Genomic DNA, 16,044 nt, shown 5'->3' on the forward strand with positions numbered 1-16,044 from the left:
CCCCTCACTCGATGACGTCGCCGCGCAGCGTGAAGCGGCAGTAGGCGACGGTGGAAATGAAGCCGAACATCGCGAACAGCAGCGCGGCCTCGAAGAAGATGGTGGTGCGCTGCTGGATGCCGAACAGGATGATCAGCGCGATGGCGTTGATCACCATGGTGTCGACCGCAAGCACGCGGTCCATCAGCGAGGGCCCCTTGAACAGACGCCAAAGGTTGAGCAGCACCGCCAGCGACAGCGCGAGGAAACCGAAGGCAAGCGCGTATTCGATCACGGGAAAATCTCCTTCAGACGGGTCTCGTAGCGGCCCTTCATCTGGCGCACCGTTTCCTCGGCATCCTGCGCATCCAGGCAATGCACGAGCAGGCTGCGGCCATCGGCCGAAAGATCGCACGACACCGTACCGGGCGTCATCGTGATGGTGCCCGCGAGCACGGTGATGGCCTCCGGCGAGCACAGCTCGAGCGGCACCGTGACCCAGCGCGTGCGCAATTGCGAGGTAGGACGGAAGAGGATCAGGCGCGACACTTCGAGGTTGGCCACCACCACGTCCCAAGCCACCAGGCCGAGATAGGAGAAGGCCTTCCGCCAGGACTTCACGGGCGGGCGCTCGGGCCAGAAATTGCTCGTCACGCGGGTGATGATCAGGGCGAGCAACACGCCCATCACCAGCCCGCCAATGCTGAAGTTGTTGAGCAACAGCATCCACAGCAGCACCAGCACCACGGTGAGCACCGGGTGCGGCAACCAGCGCTCGCGCAGGCTGCGCTGCGGCTTCGGTTCCTGATGCACGCCCATCAGCGCCCCCCTTGCGCGGCGCCCAGCACCGCTTCGATGTATCCCGCCGGCGCATACAGCTGCGCGGCGACCAGATCCAGCCAGCCGTGGATCGCGCCCGCGAACACGGTGAGCAGCAGCAGGCAGGCGAGCAACCCACCCACCGCAACGAAGGGTAGCGCCGCCGGCGCACCGCGCGTGCCCGACTGCGCCGCCGGCATCGGACGCGTCTTCCAGAACAGCATGCTGCCGCCGCGCGAGAAGCCGACGATGGCGATCAGCGAGGTCGACAGGATCAGCGCCCAGAACCAGCCAGCATGGGTGGAGCTGCGCACGCCGTCGAGCACCAGCAGCTTGCCGATGAAACCCGACAGCGGTGGCATGCCGGTGATACCGATGGCGGCGACGAAGAACAACGCCGAGATCAGCCCGATCTGTGTAAAGCGCGGCCCCACGGCCAGGCGGTCGCGCTGCACGCCGCGGCGTTCGGCGACGAGGTCGGCGATCAGGAACAGAGCAGCCGCCGCGAACGTGGAGTGGATCAGGTAGTACAGCGCGGCGCTGGTGGCCTGTTCGGTGAACACCCCCACCGTGGCGAGCAGCATGCCCATCGAACCAACAACCGCGAAGCTCGCAATCTGGCCGAGGCTGCGCGCCGCGAGCACGCCGGTCATGCCCAGCACCAGCGTCACCAGCCCGGCCGGGAGCAACCACGGCGCAGCCAGCCAGGCCGCATCGCCCGCATCGGCGCCAAAGGCCAACACATAGAGCCGGATGATCGAGTAGGCCCCGACCTTGGTGAGGATGGCGAACAGCGCGGCCACCGGCCCCGGCGCATTGGCGTACGTGCCCGGCAACCAGAAATGCAGCGGCACCAGCGCCGCCTTGACCGCGAACACCAGCAGCAGCAGCACCGCGCCGGTCTGCAGCAACGCCTGGTCGGCGGCCGGCACCTGCGGCACCTTCACCGCCAGATCCGCCATATTGAGCGTGCCCGTAACGCTGTACATCAGGCCCGCCGCGATCAGGAACACCGAGGAGCCGACCAGGTTGGTCACCACGTACTGCACGCCCGCCTTCACCCGCAGTCCGCCACCGCCGTGCACCATCAGGCCATACGAGGCGATCAGCAGGATCTCGAAGAACACGAACAGGTTGAAGAAGTCGCCGGTGAGGAAGGCGCCGTTGATGCCCATCAGTTGAAACTGATACAGCGGATGGAAATGCTTGCCACGCATGTCCCAGCCAGTGATCGCATACAACAGCACTCCGAGCCCGAGCAGTCCGGTGAGCACCAGCATCAGCGCCGAAAGGCGATCGAGCACGATGACGATGCCGAAGGGCGCGGGCCAGGCGCCGAGCGCGTACGAGCGCACCTGGCCGTCGCTGGCCATCACCAGCAGCGTGACCGCGACGCCCAGCATCAGCACCATCGACGCGAGCGAGAACACCCTCGCCAGCACGCGGTCATGGCGCGCCGCGATGACCAGCAGCGCGCCGACCACCGCCGGTATCAGGATGGGGAGGATCAGCGTGTGATTCATGCTGCGCCCCCACGCTTGCCGTTCGCACCAGTCTGTGGCGCAGGCGTGGGCGCGGACGGCCGGCTGGCACGCAGTTTCCAGTCGTCCTCCTGTGCCTCGGGCGAGGCGTCGCCGGGCAGGTCGACGTGGTCGTTGCCGGTTTCGAGATAAGCGCGCAGCGCCATGACCACCACCACTGCGGTCATGCCGAAGGAGATCACGATCGCAGTGAGCACGAGCGCCTGCGGCAGCGGATCGATGTAGCCATTGAGGCTTGCGCCGATCACCGGCGGACGGTTGATGTCGAGCCGGCCGGTGGCGAAGAGAAACAGGTTGGTGGCATAGGTGAGCAGCGACAGGCCCATCACCACCGGGAAGGTGCGCGTGCGCAGCACCAGGTAGAGCCCGGTGGCCGTCATCACGCCAATCGCACTGGCAACGAGAAATTCCATCAGCTACGGCCTCCTGCGGCGGTGACGCTCGGATCGACATCCATGGCCGCCTCGTTGACGCCCCGGGGCGCCGTCCACCGGCCCATGCGCGACAGATTCGCGAGCGCCAGCATCACCGCACCCACCACGGTGAGGAACACGCCGGTATCGAAGGCCATCGCGCTCGCCACCTCGAACTCGCCCACCAGCGGCAGATGCACATGCGCGAAGGCGGAGGTCAGGAAGGGTTGCTCCATGACCATCGCCGCGATACCGGTCGCCGCCGCGACCAGCACGCCGGTACCGATCATGGCGTGGTAATTGATGCGCACCCGCTGCGCGGCCCAACCGAAACCGCTCGCCATGTACTGCATGATGAGCGCGATCGACACCACCAACGCTGCGATGAAACCGCCGCCGGGCTGGTTGTGGCCACGCAGGAAAATGTACGCGCCCACCAGCATCGCCAGCGGCAACATCACGCGCGTGGCCACCACCATGATCATCGGATGGCGGTCGGCCGACTGCGGCAGGTCCGGCGACCAGGCGCTCAGGCGGCGCCCGACGCGGCCGAACAGCGAGCCGTCGAGCAGCGCGTAGATGGCCAGCGCCGCAATGCCGAGCACCGTGATCTCGCCAAAGGTGTCGAAGCCGCGGAAGTCCACCAGGATCACGTTCACCACGTTGGTACCGCCGCCACCCGACACCGCGTTATCGAGGTAGTACCCGGACAGCGACTCGACATCGCGCGTCATCATCGCCCAACTCGCCCCCGCCATACCCAGGCCGGCCAGGCCAGCCAGCACTGCATCCCGGGTGTGGCGCACCGGATCGGCCTGCACCGCCGAGCTCGGCGGCCCGTACTTGGGCAGGAAGTACAGCGCGAGCAGGATCAGGATCACCGTGGTGACCTCGACCGAGATCTGCGTGAGCGCCAGATCGGGCGCGGACAGGTAGATGAACCCGACGCACACGATCAAGCCTACCGTGCCCACGATCAGCACTGACAACACGCGGCGGCGGAACAGCGCGACGGTGAGCAGACAACCCGCCACGAGCAGCAACCAGGCCACGACCGCCACCGGATTGGCTGGCAGCAGCGCGCGCGTCCCCGCCGCATGCGGCGCGGCGAAGAAGGCGACGAAGCCCGCGAACACGAAGGCGCTCACCGCGAAGGCCAGGTAGCGCTGCAGCGAACCGTTGTGCACGCGGTGCGTGATCCACGCCGCCAGGTGCACCGCCGCGTCGATGAGAGCGTCGAACATCGCCTTCGCCTCGGGATGCGGGCCGGCCTGCCACACCGCGCGCACGCGGCGATAGGCGGCGAGCGCGGCCAGGCCGACCACCACCGCGATCGCCGACAGCGCCAGCGCCGGGTTGAAGCCATGCCACAGGGCCAGATGATGCTCGGGCGCGGGCGCACCGATCACCGCCCCCGACACCACGGCCACCAGCGGCCCGGCCAGGGTGTGCGGGAACAGCCCGATCGCCACCACCAGCGCCACCAGGACCGCCGGAGGCAGCCACATGCCCGCGGGCGGATCGTGCGGCGTATGCGGATAGTCGTCGCGCTTCGCGCCGAAGAACACATGCACGATGTAGCGGAACGAGTACGCAACCGAGAAGCAGGCCGCCAGCGCCGCCAGCGCGGGGATCGCCCAGTCGCTGCCGAGCCAGGAGGTGTGCACCGCCTCGTGCAGCATCATTTCCTTGGAGATGAAGCCGTTGAAGGGCGGCAGGCCGGCCATCGACGCCCCCGCCACCATCGCCAGCGTGGCGGTGATCGGCATCAGCTGCAGCAGCCCGCCGAGGCGCTTGATGTCGCGCGTACCGGCCTCGTGGTCGACGATGCCGGCGTTCATGAACAGCGCCGCCTTGAAGCTGGCGTGATTCAGGATGTGGAATACCGCCGCCACTGCCGCCATCGGCGTACCGAAGCCGAGCAGCATGGTCACCAGGCCGAGGTGGCTCACGGTGGAGTAGGCGAGCAGACCCTTGAGGTCGTCCTTGAATAGCGCGATCCCGGCCGCCACCAGCATGGTCACCAGGCCGGTGGTGGCGACGATGTAGAACCATTCGGGCGTGCCGGCGAGCACCGGCCACATGCGCGCCATCAGAAAGAGCCCCGCCTTCACCATGGTCGCCGAGTGCAGGTAGGCCGACACCGGCGTGGGCGCCGCCATCGCGTGCGGCAGCCAGAAATGGAAAGGGAACTGCGCGCTCTTGGTGAAGCAGCCGGCGAGGATCAGCACCAGCGCGGGCAGGTACAGCGGCGAGGCCTGGATCGCCTCCCGCTTCTGCAGGATCTCGGTGAGGTTGTACGAGCCGGCGATGTCGCCCAGGATCAGCATGCCGGCGATCATCGCCAGCCCGCCGGCGCCGGTGACGGTGAGCGCCATGCGCGCGCCCTGGCGGCCTTCGGGCAGGTGCTTCCAGTAGCCGATCAGCAGGAAGGACGACAGGCTGGTGAGCTCCCAGAACACCAGCAGCAGCAGGATGTTGTCCGACAGCACCACGCCCACCATCGCGCCCTGGAAGAGCAGCAGATAGGTGTAGAACACCCCCATCGGGTCTTCCTTGGCGAGGTAATAGCGCGCGTAGACGATGATGAGCAGGCCGATGCCCAGGATCAGCCCGGCAAAGAACAGGCCCAGCCCGTCGAGGAAGAAGCTCGCCTGCAGGCCGAGCGCGGGCAGCCAGTCCCAACTCGCGGTAAGCGTTTCGCCGCGGAACACCGCCGGCGCATGCGAGAGCAGCAATGCGAAGGCGAGCAGGCTGAAAAAGAAGGCGCTCGTGGCGCACGCGTTGCGCCCGGCACGAATCATCAGCGCGGGAAACAGCGCACCGATGAAGGGTAACAACACGATCAGGACGAGGCTCATCGGGGCATCTCGACTAGGGGACGAGGTACGAATTCACGCCGTGCGCGCTGGCCTGCAGCGCATTCGAGCGCGGCGGCAAAATGGCCGCACGCCGTGGCTCCGGCATCTTTGTTGCGCCCAAAGTATATACGCAAGCACTGATGGCTCCGCACGGAAGCCTGTTTCACTAGGCGAAATTCAAACACGCGTTTACCATGCCTGACGTCCCCCCTCACCGGGCCAGATCCGCCCCTTCCCGCCTTCCGAACCTCTCCCACCGTGTCCGCCTCCAGAACGCCCATCGCCAAGACCGACCCCGCCCCAGGCACCGAAGGCAAGGCCTCGATCCAGGTCATCGAGCGCATGATGAAACTGCTCGACGTACTTGCCGAGCATGCCGATCCCATTCCGCTGAAGCAACTTGCCGCAGAAACCGGACTCCACCCCTCCACCGCCCACCGGATTCTGGGCGCGATGACGCACAGCGGCTTCGTCGAGCGCTCGGACGCGGGCGCCTACCGTCTCGGTATCCGCCTGCTGGAACTGGGGAGCCTGGTCAAGTCGCGCATCTCCTTGCGTGAAACGGCCATGCCCTACATGGTCAAGCTGCATGCGGCCACCGGCGAGAGCGTTAACCTCGGGGTGCGCGCGGGAGACGAGATCGTCTATGTAGAACGCAGCTCGAGCGGCCGGGCATCGGTGCGCGTGGTACACATCGTCGGTGCCCGCGCGCCGCTGCACACCACAGCCACCGGCAAGCTCTTCCTCGCCGAGGACGGGCCTGAGCGCATTCGCGACTATGCGCGCCGCACGGGTCTGCCCGCGTCGACCCCGACGTCGATCACCGCCCTCCCCGCGCTGGAAAAGGAACTCGAGCGTGTGCGCAGGCACGACGTCGCATTCGACCTGGACGAGGTGGAAGCCGGGGTGCGCTGCATCGCAGCGGGGATTCGCGATGACGCAGGAGAGCTGATCGCGGGCCTGTCACTATCGACGCCATCCGAGCGCTTCAACCCCGACTGGGCGCCACTGGTACGTGAAACGGCGAACGAGATCTCGCACGCGCTCGGCTACGTCGCGCCGCGCGCAGCTTGAGCGGGCCGCGCCTGCCGCTTACAGCCCCACTTTTTGCGGTGCAGCGGCGAGGCGCTGCACGGAATGCTCCTCGAGCCACCGGCGCACACGCTTTGCGTCGGCGGTGCGCGTGTAGCGTCCGGTCGAGTCCATCAGCACCATCACCACAGGTTGCTGGTGCAGCCAGGTCTGCATGACGAGGCAACGCCCCGCCTCGGAGATGTAGCCCGTCTTCGACACGCTGATCGCCCATTCAGGGCTCTTCACCAGACTGTTGGTGTTGCCGAACCGCAGCATGCGCCCGCCCACTGCGACATGGCGCTCGTGCGAGGTCGAGAACGCACGGATGAGTGGATACGAAGCCGAAGCAGCGACGAGCCTGGCGAGGTCGCGCGGACTGGAAACGTTGGCCGGATCCAGCCCGGTGCTGTCGTGGAAGCGAGTGTCCCACAGACCGAGCAGACGGGCCTTGACGTTCATGGCCTGCACGAAGGCCTTCTCCCCGCCGGGATAATTGCGTGCGAGCGCGGAGGCTGCGCGATTCTCGGAAGACATCAGCGCCAGATGCAGCATGTCCTCGCGTGTCAGTCGCGTCCCGATGCCAAGGCGCGACCCCGTGCCCTTCAGCCGGTCGATGTCGCCCTCGGTGATGGCGAGCGCCTCGGAGAGGGACTGGCCTGCGTCGAGCACGACCATCGCGGTCATGAGCTTGGTGATGGAGGCGATCGGCAGCACGGCCATCGCGTTCTGTTCGAGAAGCACCTCGCCGGTGTTCTGGTTCACCACATAAAAGGCGCTGGAGCCGAGTACCGGACGGCCGCTGGCATCGAGCACGAGCGGCGTGTCGGGCTCGACCGCGCCCGCCGCCGCGGGGAGTGCCGCAGCAGCAGCCTTCTTGGCAGGGGACTTCTTCGCCACCACCTTCTTGCTGCCTGCCTTCTTCCCCGACGCCTTCTTCGTCACCGCAGGCTTCTTGGCCGCGGCCTTTCTGGCCGCCGGCTTGGCGCTTGCTGCCGCCGGCTTTGCAGATGTGCGCGATGCCGAGGAGGCGGCAATGGCCACGCCGGACTGCAGTGCGAACAGTGCGGCAAGCACGGCAACGAGGGCTTTTGCTTTCATGGTTTGGAAGCGTGCTTGAGAGGGAGATTGCTTGAACCTGCGTTTTGTTTCAAAAATAAGCAGATACAGAAATGATTTCAAGTCATTTCTAGACACAGGCCGGAATTTCCTCTTGAAATGTGACTTTCGCCGCGGCCCTGCCCGCCCTTGCACGCACCATTGCCTCACTCGATGCGCAGAAAGCGGCGTATCGCGCCCGACTGCGCAAGCGCGTCATGGTAGCCGAGTTCGATCAACGCACGTGTGAATCCCGGCTCGAAAAGGAGGTAGGACAGCAGCGTGGAGCCTTCGCGGCGCAGCGTACCCAGGCCGCGCAGCACCACGCGCAGCAGGGGCGGAAGGCTGCGCGCATGACGCGCTGCGATGGTGTCGAGCCGCTGCGAGGGCTGGATGACGAGGGCTTCGATCGGTCGCAGCCCGATCCCGGCCACCTCGCGCTGCGCAGGGTCCAGGCGGCTCACCGTGTCGTTGATCCGCGCCAGCCGCTCCAGATCCACCTCCAGCGTGTCGAGAAAGATGCTCGACAAGGCGTGACCGGCAATCTGCGCCGGCGACGGGTACTGATCGCTACGCACCCGACCTTCCTCCGCAGTGCGGCCAGCGCCGATCACCAGGATGCGGTCAGCCCCGAGATGAACCGCGGGGCTGACCGGCGCGAGCTGACGCATGGAGCCGTCACCGAAATACTCACGATGGATCTTCACTGCGGGAAAGACGAACGGAAGGGCCGCGCTCGCGAGGAGGTGATCCACCTCCAGGCTGCCTCGCACGCCCAGGCGCTTCGCCCGACGCCAGGGCTGGATATCGCAGGCGCCCTGATAAAAGGCGAGGCTCTCGCCACTGGAGTAGCCAGACGCCGTGACGCTCACCGCATACAGATCACCTGACGCAATCGCACGATCGATTGCCCCGAAGTCGAGCGCGTGCTGCAGCAGGGCGCGCAGCGGTGCATTGTCGAGCAGCGAGCGCGGGGTCTGCCGCAACAGCCAGCCCCCGAACAGCGCCGACCCCCAACGCAAGCCGCTGCCGAGCAGAGCCGGTGGGTCGACACGGTAAACGTCGGCCACATGCAGCCCACGCCAGATCCGGGTGATGTGCCGCACCGCACGGTTGAAGTCGCCGGCGTGGGTGGCGAGCGCCACCGCATTGATCGCACCTGCAGAAGTGCCGCACAGGATCGGGAAGGGGTTGCCAGAACGCTTGCCACGCAACTCACGAATGGCATGCAGCACGCCGACCTGATAGGCCGCGCGCGCCCCGCCTCCCGTCAGCACCAGTGCCGCACGCCCCGTCCCCTCCGCCATCACCGCTCCCATTGCGCTCCACGGAGGGAAGCATCGCGCATGCGGCCTGCCGGAGGCAAGCGCCAAGGCGCACGCTCCGGCATGAAACGATCTGCGGCCCTCAGCCTGCCTGGCCGGCCTCGACCACGGTCAGGGCCGTCATGTTGATGATGCGGCGCACAGTCGCCGAGGGGGTGAGGATGTGCACCGGCTTGGCAGCACCGAGCAGGATCGGGCCCACGGTCATGCCACTGCCGGCAGCGTTCTTCAGCAGGTTGAAGGCGATGTTGGCTGCATCCAGGGTCGGGAAGATCAGCAGGTTTGCGTCCTCCCGCATCTTTGCGTTGGGGAAGATCTGCAGGCGGTGGTTCGCGTCCAGCGCGGAGTCTCCGTGCATCTCGCCCTCGACCTGCAGCTCCGGATGCCGCTCGTGCAGCATGCGCATCGCCGCACGCATCTTTTCGGCAGTGGGCGAATCGGCCGAACCGAAGGACGAGTGCGACAGCAGCGCCACCCGCGGCTCGACACCGAAGCGCTGCATCTCTTCCGCGGCAAGCAGCGTCATCTCGACCACCTGCTCTGGCGTGGGGTCGTAATTGACGTAGGTGTCAGCGAGGAACAAGGTGCGGCCGGGCAGGCTGAGCAGGTTCACCGTGTACAGGTTATCCACCCCTTCGCGACGACCGAGCACGGTCTCGACGAACTCGCGGTGCAGGCGATGCATGCCATAGGTGCCGCAGATGAGGCCGTCGCCGTAGCCGAACTTGAGCAGCAGCGTACCGATCAGCGTGGTGCGGCGGCGAACCTCCTTCTTGGCGTATTCGACCGACACGCCACGGCGCTCCATCAACGCGTGGTAGTGCTGCCACAGTTCGTTGAAGCGCGGATCGGAATCCGGATTCACCAGCTCATAGTCGCGCTCCACGGCCATGCGCAGGCCAAAGCGCTCGATGTTGTGCTTCACCACGTCCGGGCGACCGATGAGGATCGGGCGCGCCAGGCCCTCGTCCACCACCTGCTGCACGGCGCGCAGCACCTTCTCGGACTCGCCCTCGGAGAAGATGATGCGCTTCGGATTCTTGTGCGCGGCGGCGAACACCGGCTTCATGATCAGGCCGGAGTGCCACACGAAATTGTTGAGCTGGCTGCGATAGGCGTTCCAGTCGCTGATCGGCCGGGTGGCCACGCCCGAGCTCATACCTGCCTCGGCGACCGCGGGCGCGATCTTTACGATCAGGCGCGGATCGAAGGGGCGCGGGATGATGTATTCGGGGCCGAAACCGCCGACCTTCTCGCCATATGCGGCGGCAACGATGTCGCTCTGCTCCACGCGCGCCAGCTCGGCGATCGCCTTCACCGCGGCGAGTTGCATCTCGTCGGTGATGGTGGTCGCGCCGACATCGAGCGCACCGCGGAAGATGAAGGGGAAGCACAGCACGTTGTTGACCTGGTTCGGGTAGTCCGAACGCCCCGTAGCGATGATCGCGTCGCTGCGCACCGCCTTGACCTCGTCGGGGAGGATCTCCGGAGTCGGGTTGGCGAGCGCAAGGATGAGCGGATTAGCCGCCATCTTCGCCACCATATCGCCCTTGAGCACACCACCCGCCGACAGCCCGAGGAACACGTCCGCGCCTTCGATGACCTCGGCGAGCTTCCTTGCATCCGTGTGCTTGGCGTAGCGCGCCTTGATCGGGTCCATCAGCACGGTGCGCCCCTCATAGACCACGCCCTCGATATCGGTGACCCAGATGTTCTCCACCGGCACGCCGAGCTTGACCAGCAGGCCCAGGCAGGCGAGCGCCGCGGCGCCAGCGCCGGAGGTCACCAGCTTGACCTTCTTGAGGTCCTTGCTCTGCAGGTGCAGGCCGTTCAGCACCGCGGCGCCCACCACGATCGCCGTACCGTGCTGATCGTCGTGGAAGACCGGGATCTTCATGCGCTCGCGCAGCTTGGCCTCGATGTAGAAACACTCGGGCGCCTTGATGTCCTCGAGGTTGATGCCGCCGAAGGTGGGTTCGAGCGCGGCGATCATGTCGATCAGCTTGTCGGCGTCGGGCTCGTCGATCTCGAGGTCGAAGACGTCGATGCCGGCAAACTTCTTGAACAGCACACCCTTGCCTTCCATCACCGGCTTGGCGGCGAGCGGGCCAATGTTGCCCAGGCCAAGCACGGCGGTACCATTGGTGACCACACCGATCAGGTTGGAGCGCGCGGTGAGCTCGGCCGCCTGCGCCGGGTCTTCGACGATCGCGTCGCAGGCCGCAGCCACGCCGGGCGAATAGGCCAGCGACAGGTCGCGCTGGTTGGACAGCACCTTGGTAGGCGTCACCGAGATCTTGCCCGGACGCGGATAGCGGTGATAGTCGAGGGCGGCGTTGCGGATCAGCTCATCCATTGTCTTTGTCCTGTCTCTTCAACACGTCGATCGGAATGCAGGCAAGCGGGGCTTCAGCCTTTTCGGCACGCTCCACCTCGGCCTCGCGCGAGCCTACGAAGCATAGCGCGAAACCGTTTATACCGCATTACGAAATTAATAACTACATCGTGGAAAATCACACCCCCCGCTCTGTCGACGCCAAGGGCCGCCGCCCGCCTGCCGAGCGGCGGCCGCTTCGCTCGACTGCAACAATCCTCTCGACCACGTTCAAAAGCCCCCCTGTGCCGTGGCATAATTACGGGCTTTCACCGATTGCGATTTGTCGCGGGACGTCGCAAGCGGAGGTCGGGGCGCCCCTGGCGGGGAGCCCGAGCAGCCCGCCGGCCAGGCAGCAGCCTGCGTTTCAGATGGCCGACCGACGGGAATGGTTTCGCATCACAGCACGGGAGAGCTGTTTACATGTCTCAGAACCACGCCCAGGCGGCAATCGCCGCTGCCCCTGAATACGTCCGCCACGAAGGCCTGAAGCAGTGGGTCGGCGAAATCGCCGCGCTCACCGAACCCGACCGCGTGGTCTGGTGCGACGGCTCGCAGGAAGAATACGACCGCCTGTGCGCCGAGATGGTCGAATCCGGCATGCTCATCAAGCTGAATCCGGAGAAACGCAAGAACTCCTTCCTCGCCTGGTCCGACCCTTCGGACGTCGCCCGTGTCGAAGACCGCACCTTCATCTGCTCGCAGAAGAAGGAAGATGCCGGCCCGACCAACAACTGGGAAGACCCGGCGGTGATGCGCGACACGCTGAACGGCCTGTTCAAGGGCTCGATGCATGGCCGCACCATGTACGTGATCCCGTTCTCCATGGGTCCGCTCGGTAGCCCGATCGCCCACATCGGCGTCGAGATCTCCGACAGCCCCTACGTCGTCACCAACATGCGCATCATGACCCGCATGGGCAAGGGCGCGATCGAGGTGCTCGGCACCGAAGGCGAGTTCGTGCCCTGCGTGCACACCGTCGGCGCCCCGCTCGCCCAGGGCGAGAAGGACAGCCGCTGGCCGTGCAACCCCACGACCAAGTACATCGTGCACTACCCCGAAACCCGCGAGATCTGGTCCTACGGCTCGGGCTACGGCGGCAACGCCCTGCTCGGCAAGAAGTGCTTCGCGCTGCGCATCGCCTCCACCATGGCGCGTGACGAAGGCTGGCTGGCCGAGCACATGCTGATCCTCGGCGTCGAGTCCCCCGAGGGCGAGAAGTCCTACGTCGCCGCCGCCTTCCCGTCGGCCTGCGGCAAGACCAATTTCGCCATGCTGATCCCGCCGAAGTCCTTCGACGGCTGGAAGATCACCACCGTCGGTGACGACATCGCCTGGATCAAGCCCGGCCCCGACGGCAAGTTCCGCGCCATCAACCCCGAGTTCGGCTACTTCGGCGTCGCCCCCGGCACCTCCGAGAAGACCAACTTCAACGCGATGGCCACGCTGAAGGAAAACATCATCTTCACCAACGTCGCACTGACCGACGATGGCGACGTGTGGTGGGAGGGCATGACCAAGGAGGCACCGGCTCACCTGGTCGACTGGCAGGGCAAGGACTGGACGCCCGAGATCGCCAAGGAAACCGGCCGCAAGGCCGCGCACCCGAACGCGCGCTTCACCGCACCGGCCAGCCAGTGCCCTTCGGTCGACCCCGCCTGGGAAGACCCTGCCGGCGTGCCGATCTCGGCCTTCATCTTCGGCGGCCGCCGCGCCACCACGGTTCCGCTGGTGTACCAGGCGTTCAACTGGAATTTCGGCGTCTACATGGCTTCGACGCTCGGCTCCGAAACCACCGCCGCCGCCTTCGGCGCACAGGGCGTGGTGCGCCGCGACCCGTTCGCGATGCTGCCCTTCTGCGGCTACCATATGGGCGACTACTTCAACCACTGGCTGCGGATGGGCCACGTGGTCGAGGACACCCCCAAGATCTTCTGCGTGAACTGGTTCCGCATGAATGAGAAGGGCGAGTTCATGTGGCCGGGCTTCGGCGACAACATGCGCGTGCTCAAGTGGATCGTCGACCGCTGCAAGGGCAAGATCGCCGCCAAGGAGACCGCGCTCGGCTGGATGCCGCGCTTCGAGGATCTGGACTGGAGCGGCGCCGACGTCAGCCGCGAAGAATTCGAGGCCTTGACCCAGGTGGACGCCGAAGCCTGGCGCGCCGAGCTGAACTCCCACAAGGAGTGGTTCGACAAGCTGCAGGACCGCCTGCCGCGCCAACTGGTACTCAAGCGCGAGCTGTTCGAACTGGCGCTCAACGCCGACTGAGGACCGCCGCGGCCCCCGCCGCGACCTTCCCGGACCAGGAAAAAGCGCCTCCGGCGCTTTTTCCTTTTCAGCCTCCCCAACCCTTCCGAGGACCCTCCCCATGTACTGCTCCCACCGCCTCCAGGACATCCAGCCCTTTCACGTCATGGAACTGCTGCGCCGAGCACGGGAACTTGAGGCGCAGGGTCGGGACATCATCCACATGGAGGTTGGGGAACCGGACTTCCCGACCCCGCAGCCCATCATCGAGGCGGCACAGACATACCTGGCCGGCGGCGACGTGCATTACACGCCCGGTCTCGGTCTACCCGCATTACGCGAAGCCATCGCGGGCTTTTATCACACACGCTTCGGCGCCGATGTGCCGCCGGAGCGCATCGTCATCACCGCCGGCGCCTCGGGTGCGCTGATGCTGGCACTCGCCGCAACGACCGACCCGGGGGACGAGTGGCTGCTGCCCGACCCCGGCTATCCATCCAACCGCCACCTGGTGCGCGCCTTCGAAGGCGTAGCCCGGGCACTGCCTGTCGACGCCGCCACGCGTTACCAGCCCACGCCAATGCAGGTCGATGACGCCTGGCAGGCGCGCACACGCGGCCTCATGATCGCCACGCCTTCCAATCCGACCGGCACCCTGCTCGAATCAAGCGAAGTCGCAGCCCTGCACCAGCGCACGCGGGCGCACGGCGGCGTACTCCTGGTGGACGAAATCTACCAGGGGCTGAGCTACGGTGTCGCGGCCTGCGCGGCCCTCGCCGACCCCGTGCTTAATCGGGCGGACGACGTCTTCGTCGTGAACAGCTTCTCGAAGTACTTCGGCATGACGGGCTGGCGCCTGGGCTGGCTGGTGGTACCGCAGGGCTATGCGCGTGAGATCGAGAAGCTGGCGCAGCACTTTTTCATTTCGCCTTCCACACCCGCACAGTACGCGGCACTTGCCGCGTTTGCACCCGCCACGCTGGACATCCTGGAGGAGCGCCGTAACACCTTCGCCGAGCGGCGCGATGCACTGCTGCCTGCGCTACGCGAACTCGGCTTTGGCATCACCGCCGAACCACAGGGTGCGTTCTACATCTACGCAGATCTCTCGCGCATTGCGGACGACGCCGAAGCCTTTGCCCGTCGCCTCATCGAAGAGGCTGGCGTCGCTGCAACACCAGGGCTGGATTTCGGCCACCATCTGGCGCGCCATCACCTTCGCATCGCCTACACCACTCGACGCGAGCGTCTGCTCGACGCAGTCGAACGTATGCAGCGCCTGCTGCGTACCGCCTGAATCTGCGGCGTCTGAACTCGGGCCTCGTCAACGCAGCGCGGCACACGAGGCTTCCGCCCGCGTGTGCCGCCAGATCAAGCAGGCACCGTGCTCAGCCGGCCTGGCCGACCAGCATGGGCGCTGCTTCGCGCCCCGCCACCAGCATCAAGCGCTTCTTGAGCGCCAGAACCTTGCGCGTGTAACGCGCGTTCGGATCCTTGAGCGAGCCGTTGTAATACTGCAGCGCGCGCTGCATGGTCCCGTAGCGTTGCAGGCCCTCGTGCAGAACGAGCGCGCCGACCCGGACGTTGGTCTGGGGATCGAAGAGCGCATTACGCCCTGCGTCCGGACCGATCTTGTCCTTGTGATAGCGCGGAATCACCTGCATCAGCCCCTGCGCCCCCATGTGGCTGACGGCGCGGGAATTGAAGCTAGACTCGACGCCCATGATGGCAACGATCAACAGGGGGTCGAAGCCAAGCTCCTGTGCCGAGGTCTCGGCCGCAGCCAGCGCCGGCTCGAGCGCAGTTTCGGAAACACGATAGGTATCGGCAATCCAGTCCCGCACGCGTGCCATTTCTGCAGAGAGCGCGCCCTCGTCTTCCGCGAAGGGGTCTTCGGCCACGCCTGCGAGCTCATCGAGCGCGGATTTCAGACCGGCACCCGCGGACTTCTCTGCAAAGCTCGCGCGCAGACTCATCGTGTCCGATTCCGGGCGGCCGATGCGAAGCGCGAAGCGCTCGAAATCGCTCGCCACCATCGCCAGTTCGGCAGAGGTAGGACCGGCTTCGGCCTGCCCCACGAGATCATCGAACCCGATGCCCGAGACGTTGGCCATGTTGCCGCCAAGATGGGACACGCCCATGATGCCCGCGGTGAGCACCGCGCCCTGCGCAATACTGCGCACAACACCGCCCGCCTGACGCGCGAGCGCCTTGAATCGAGTTGCGTGTTTCATGGTGTCCTCCGTGCTGTGGCCGGAGTCCTTGCCGCGGCTACGCCCGGGTACGGGCCTCGCCGGCGCCGCCGCTTGGGGC

Annotated in this window: 11 protein-coding genes and 1 pseudogene; 3 read left to right on the forward strand and 9 right to left on the reverse strand. The window is 66.2% G+C overall.

Features of this window, described 5'->3' with window-relative positions; translation table 11 throughout:
• Nucleotides 1-4: 4 nt before the first annotated feature.
• From ACNKW1_RS09275 to ACNKW1_RS09295, 5 genes and pseudogenes are all read right to left on the reverse strand, one after another.
• A complete protein-coding gene (locus ACNKW1_RS09275) occupies nucleotides 5-274 on the reverse strand; it encodes a K+/H+ antiporter subunit F (protein ID WP_418364298.1) in 270 nt (89 codons plus the stop codon).
• Nucleotides 271-798 carry a Na+/H+ antiporter subunit E gene (locus tag ACNKW1_RS09280; protein WP_418364299.1) on the reverse strand — a complete coding sequence of 176 codons (528 nt, stop codon included), beginning with the start codon at nucleotides 796-798 and terminating at the stop codon, nucleotides 271-273. The genes ACNKW1_RS09275 and ACNKW1_RS09280 overlap by 4 nt, the downstream gene beginning before the upstream one ends.
• Nucleotides 798-2,321 carry a monovalent cation/H+ antiporter subunit D gene (locus tag ACNKW1_RS09285; protein ID WP_418364300.1) on the reverse strand — a complete coding sequence of 508 codons (1,524 nt, stop codon included), beginning with the start codon at nucleotides 2,319-2,321 and terminating at the stop codon, nucleotides 798-800. The genes ACNKW1_RS09280 and ACNKW1_RS09285 overlap by 1 nt, the downstream gene beginning before the upstream one ends.
• A gap of 119 nt (nucleotides 2,322-2,440) precedes the next feature.
• Nucleotides 2,441-2,752: pseudogene (locus ACNKW1_RS09290) on the reverse strand (Na+/H+ antiporter subunit C); the annotation flags it as partial.
• Nucleotides 2,752-5,613, reverse strand: a complete 2,862-nt coding sequence (locus ACNKW1_RS09295) for a monovalent cation/H+ antiporter subunit A (protein WP_418364301.1) — start codon at nucleotides 5,611-5,613, stop codon at nucleotides 2,752-2,754. The gene ACNKW1_RS09295 and the pseudogene ACNKW1_RS09290, both read right to left, overlap by 1 nt.
• Before the next feature lie 342 nt (nucleotides 5,614-5,955).
• On the opposite strand from ACNKW1_RS09295, the gene ACNKW1_RS09300 reads away from it, so the two are divergent.
• Nucleotides 5,956-6,687: an IclR family transcriptional regulator gene (locus ACNKW1_RS09300; protein WP_418364371.1), complete on the forward strand. Its 732-nt coding sequence runs from the start codon at nucleotides 5,956-5,958 to the stop codon at nucleotides 6,685-6,687.
• 18 nt (nucleotides 6,688-6,705) lie between these two features.
• Here the strand turns inward: ACNKW1_RS09300 and pbpG are convergent, their stop codons facing one another.
• From pbpG to ACNKW1_RS09315, 3 genes are all read right to left on the reverse strand, one after another.
• Nucleotides 6,706-7,785: a D-alanyl-D-alanine endopeptidase gene (gene pbpG / locus ACNKW1_RS09305; RefSeq protein ID WP_418364302.1), complete on the reverse strand. Its 1,080-nt coding sequence runs from the start codon at nucleotides 7,783-7,785 to the stop codon at nucleotides 6,706-6,708.
• A gap of 164 nt (nucleotides 7,786-7,949) precedes the next feature.
• Nucleotides 7,950-9,089, reverse strand: coding sequence for a patatin-like phospholipase family protein (locus ACNKW1_RS09310; protein ID WP_418364372.1), 1,140 nt, complete (start codon nucleotides 9,087-9,089; stop codon nucleotides 7,950-7,952).
• A 100-nt stretch (nucleotides 9,090-9,189) separates the two neighbouring features.
• The gene (locus ACNKW1_RS09315; RefSeq protein ID WP_418364303.1) at nucleotides 9,190-11,463 is read right to left on the reverse strand and encodes an NADP-dependent malic enzyme; all 2,274 of its coding nucleotides are present in this window, start codon (nucleotides 11,461-11,463) and stop codon (nucleotides 9,190-9,192) included.
• A gap of 441 nt (nucleotides 11,464-11,904) precedes the next feature.
• Here ACNKW1_RS09315 and ACNKW1_RS09320 point away from each other — a divergent pair, with 441 nt between their 5' ends.
• Nucleotides 11,905-13,752, forward strand: coding sequence for a phosphoenolpyruvate carboxykinase (GTP) (locus ACNKW1_RS09320; RefSeq protein WP_418364304.1), 1,848 nt, complete (start codon nucleotides 11,905-11,907; stop codon nucleotides 13,750-13,752).
• A 100-nt stretch (nucleotides 13,753-13,852) separates the two neighbouring features.
• Entirely contained in the window at nucleotides 13,853-15,028 is a 1,176-nt protein-coding gene (locus tag ACNKW1_RS09325) for a pyridoxal phosphate-dependent aminotransferase (protein ID WP_418364305.1), read from the forward strand.
• A gap of 91 nt (nucleotides 15,029-15,119) precedes the next feature.
• On the opposite strand, the gene ACNKW1_RS09330 is transcribed toward ACNKW1_RS09325, so the two are convergent.
• On the reverse strand, nucleotides 15,120-15,965 hold the full coding sequence (locus tag ACNKW1_RS09330) for a transglycosylase SLT domain-containing protein (protein WP_418364306.1): 846 nt from the start codon (nucleotides 15,963-15,965) through the stop codon (nucleotides 15,120-15,122).
• Nucleotides 15,966-16,044 lie beyond the last annotated feature (79 nt).

It is taken from the genome of Thauera sp. WH-2, from assembly GCF_048321015.1.
Classification (GTDB): Bacteria; Pseudomonadota; Gammaproteobacteria; order Burkholderiales; family Rhodocyclaceae; genus Thauera.

Excerpts from the sequence above, each read along its gene's own strand:
- ACNKW1_RS09280 (WP_418364299.1), bottom strand. The coding sequence starts at position 798 with ATGGGCGTGCATCAGGAACCGAAGCCGCAGCGCAGCCTGCGCGAGCGC.
- ACNKW1_RS09285 (WP_418364300.1), bottom strand. The coding sequence starts at position 2,321 with ATGAATCACACGCTGATCCTCCCCATCCTGATACCGGCGGTGGTCGGC.
- ACNKW1_RS09295 (WP_418364301.1), bottom strand. The coding sequence starts at position 5,613 with ATGAGCCTCGTCCTGATCGTGTTGTTACCCTTCATCGGTGCGCTGTTT.
- ACNKW1_RS09300 (WP_418364371.1), top strand. The coding sequence starts at position 5,956 with ATGATGAAACTGCTCGACGTACTTGCCGAGCATGCCGATCCCATTCCG.
- pbpG (WP_418364302.1), bottom strand. The coding sequence starts at position 7,785 with ATGAAAGCAAAAGCCCTCGTTGCCGTGCTTGCCGCACTGTTCGCACTG.
- ACNKW1_RS09310 (WP_418364372.1), bottom strand. The coding sequence starts at position 9,089 with ATGGCGGAGGGGACGGGGCGTGCGGCACTGGTGCTGACGGGAGGCGGG.
- ACNKW1_RS09315 (WP_418364303.1), bottom strand. The coding sequence starts at position 11,463 with ATGGATGAGCTGATCCGCAACGCCGCCCTCGACTATCACCGCTATCCG.
- ACNKW1_RS09320 (WP_418364304.1), top strand. The coding sequence starts at position 11,905 with ATGTCTCAGAACCACGCCCAGGCGGCAATCGCCGCTGCCCCTGAATAC.
- ACNKW1_RS09325 (WP_418364305.1), top strand. The coding sequence starts at position 13,853 with ATGTACTGCTCCCACCGCCTCCAGGACATCCAGCCCTTTCACGTCATG.
- ACNKW1_RS09330 (WP_418364306.1), bottom strand. The coding sequence starts at position 15,965 with ATGAAACACGCAACTCGATTCAAGGCGCTCGCGCGTCAGGCGGGCGGT.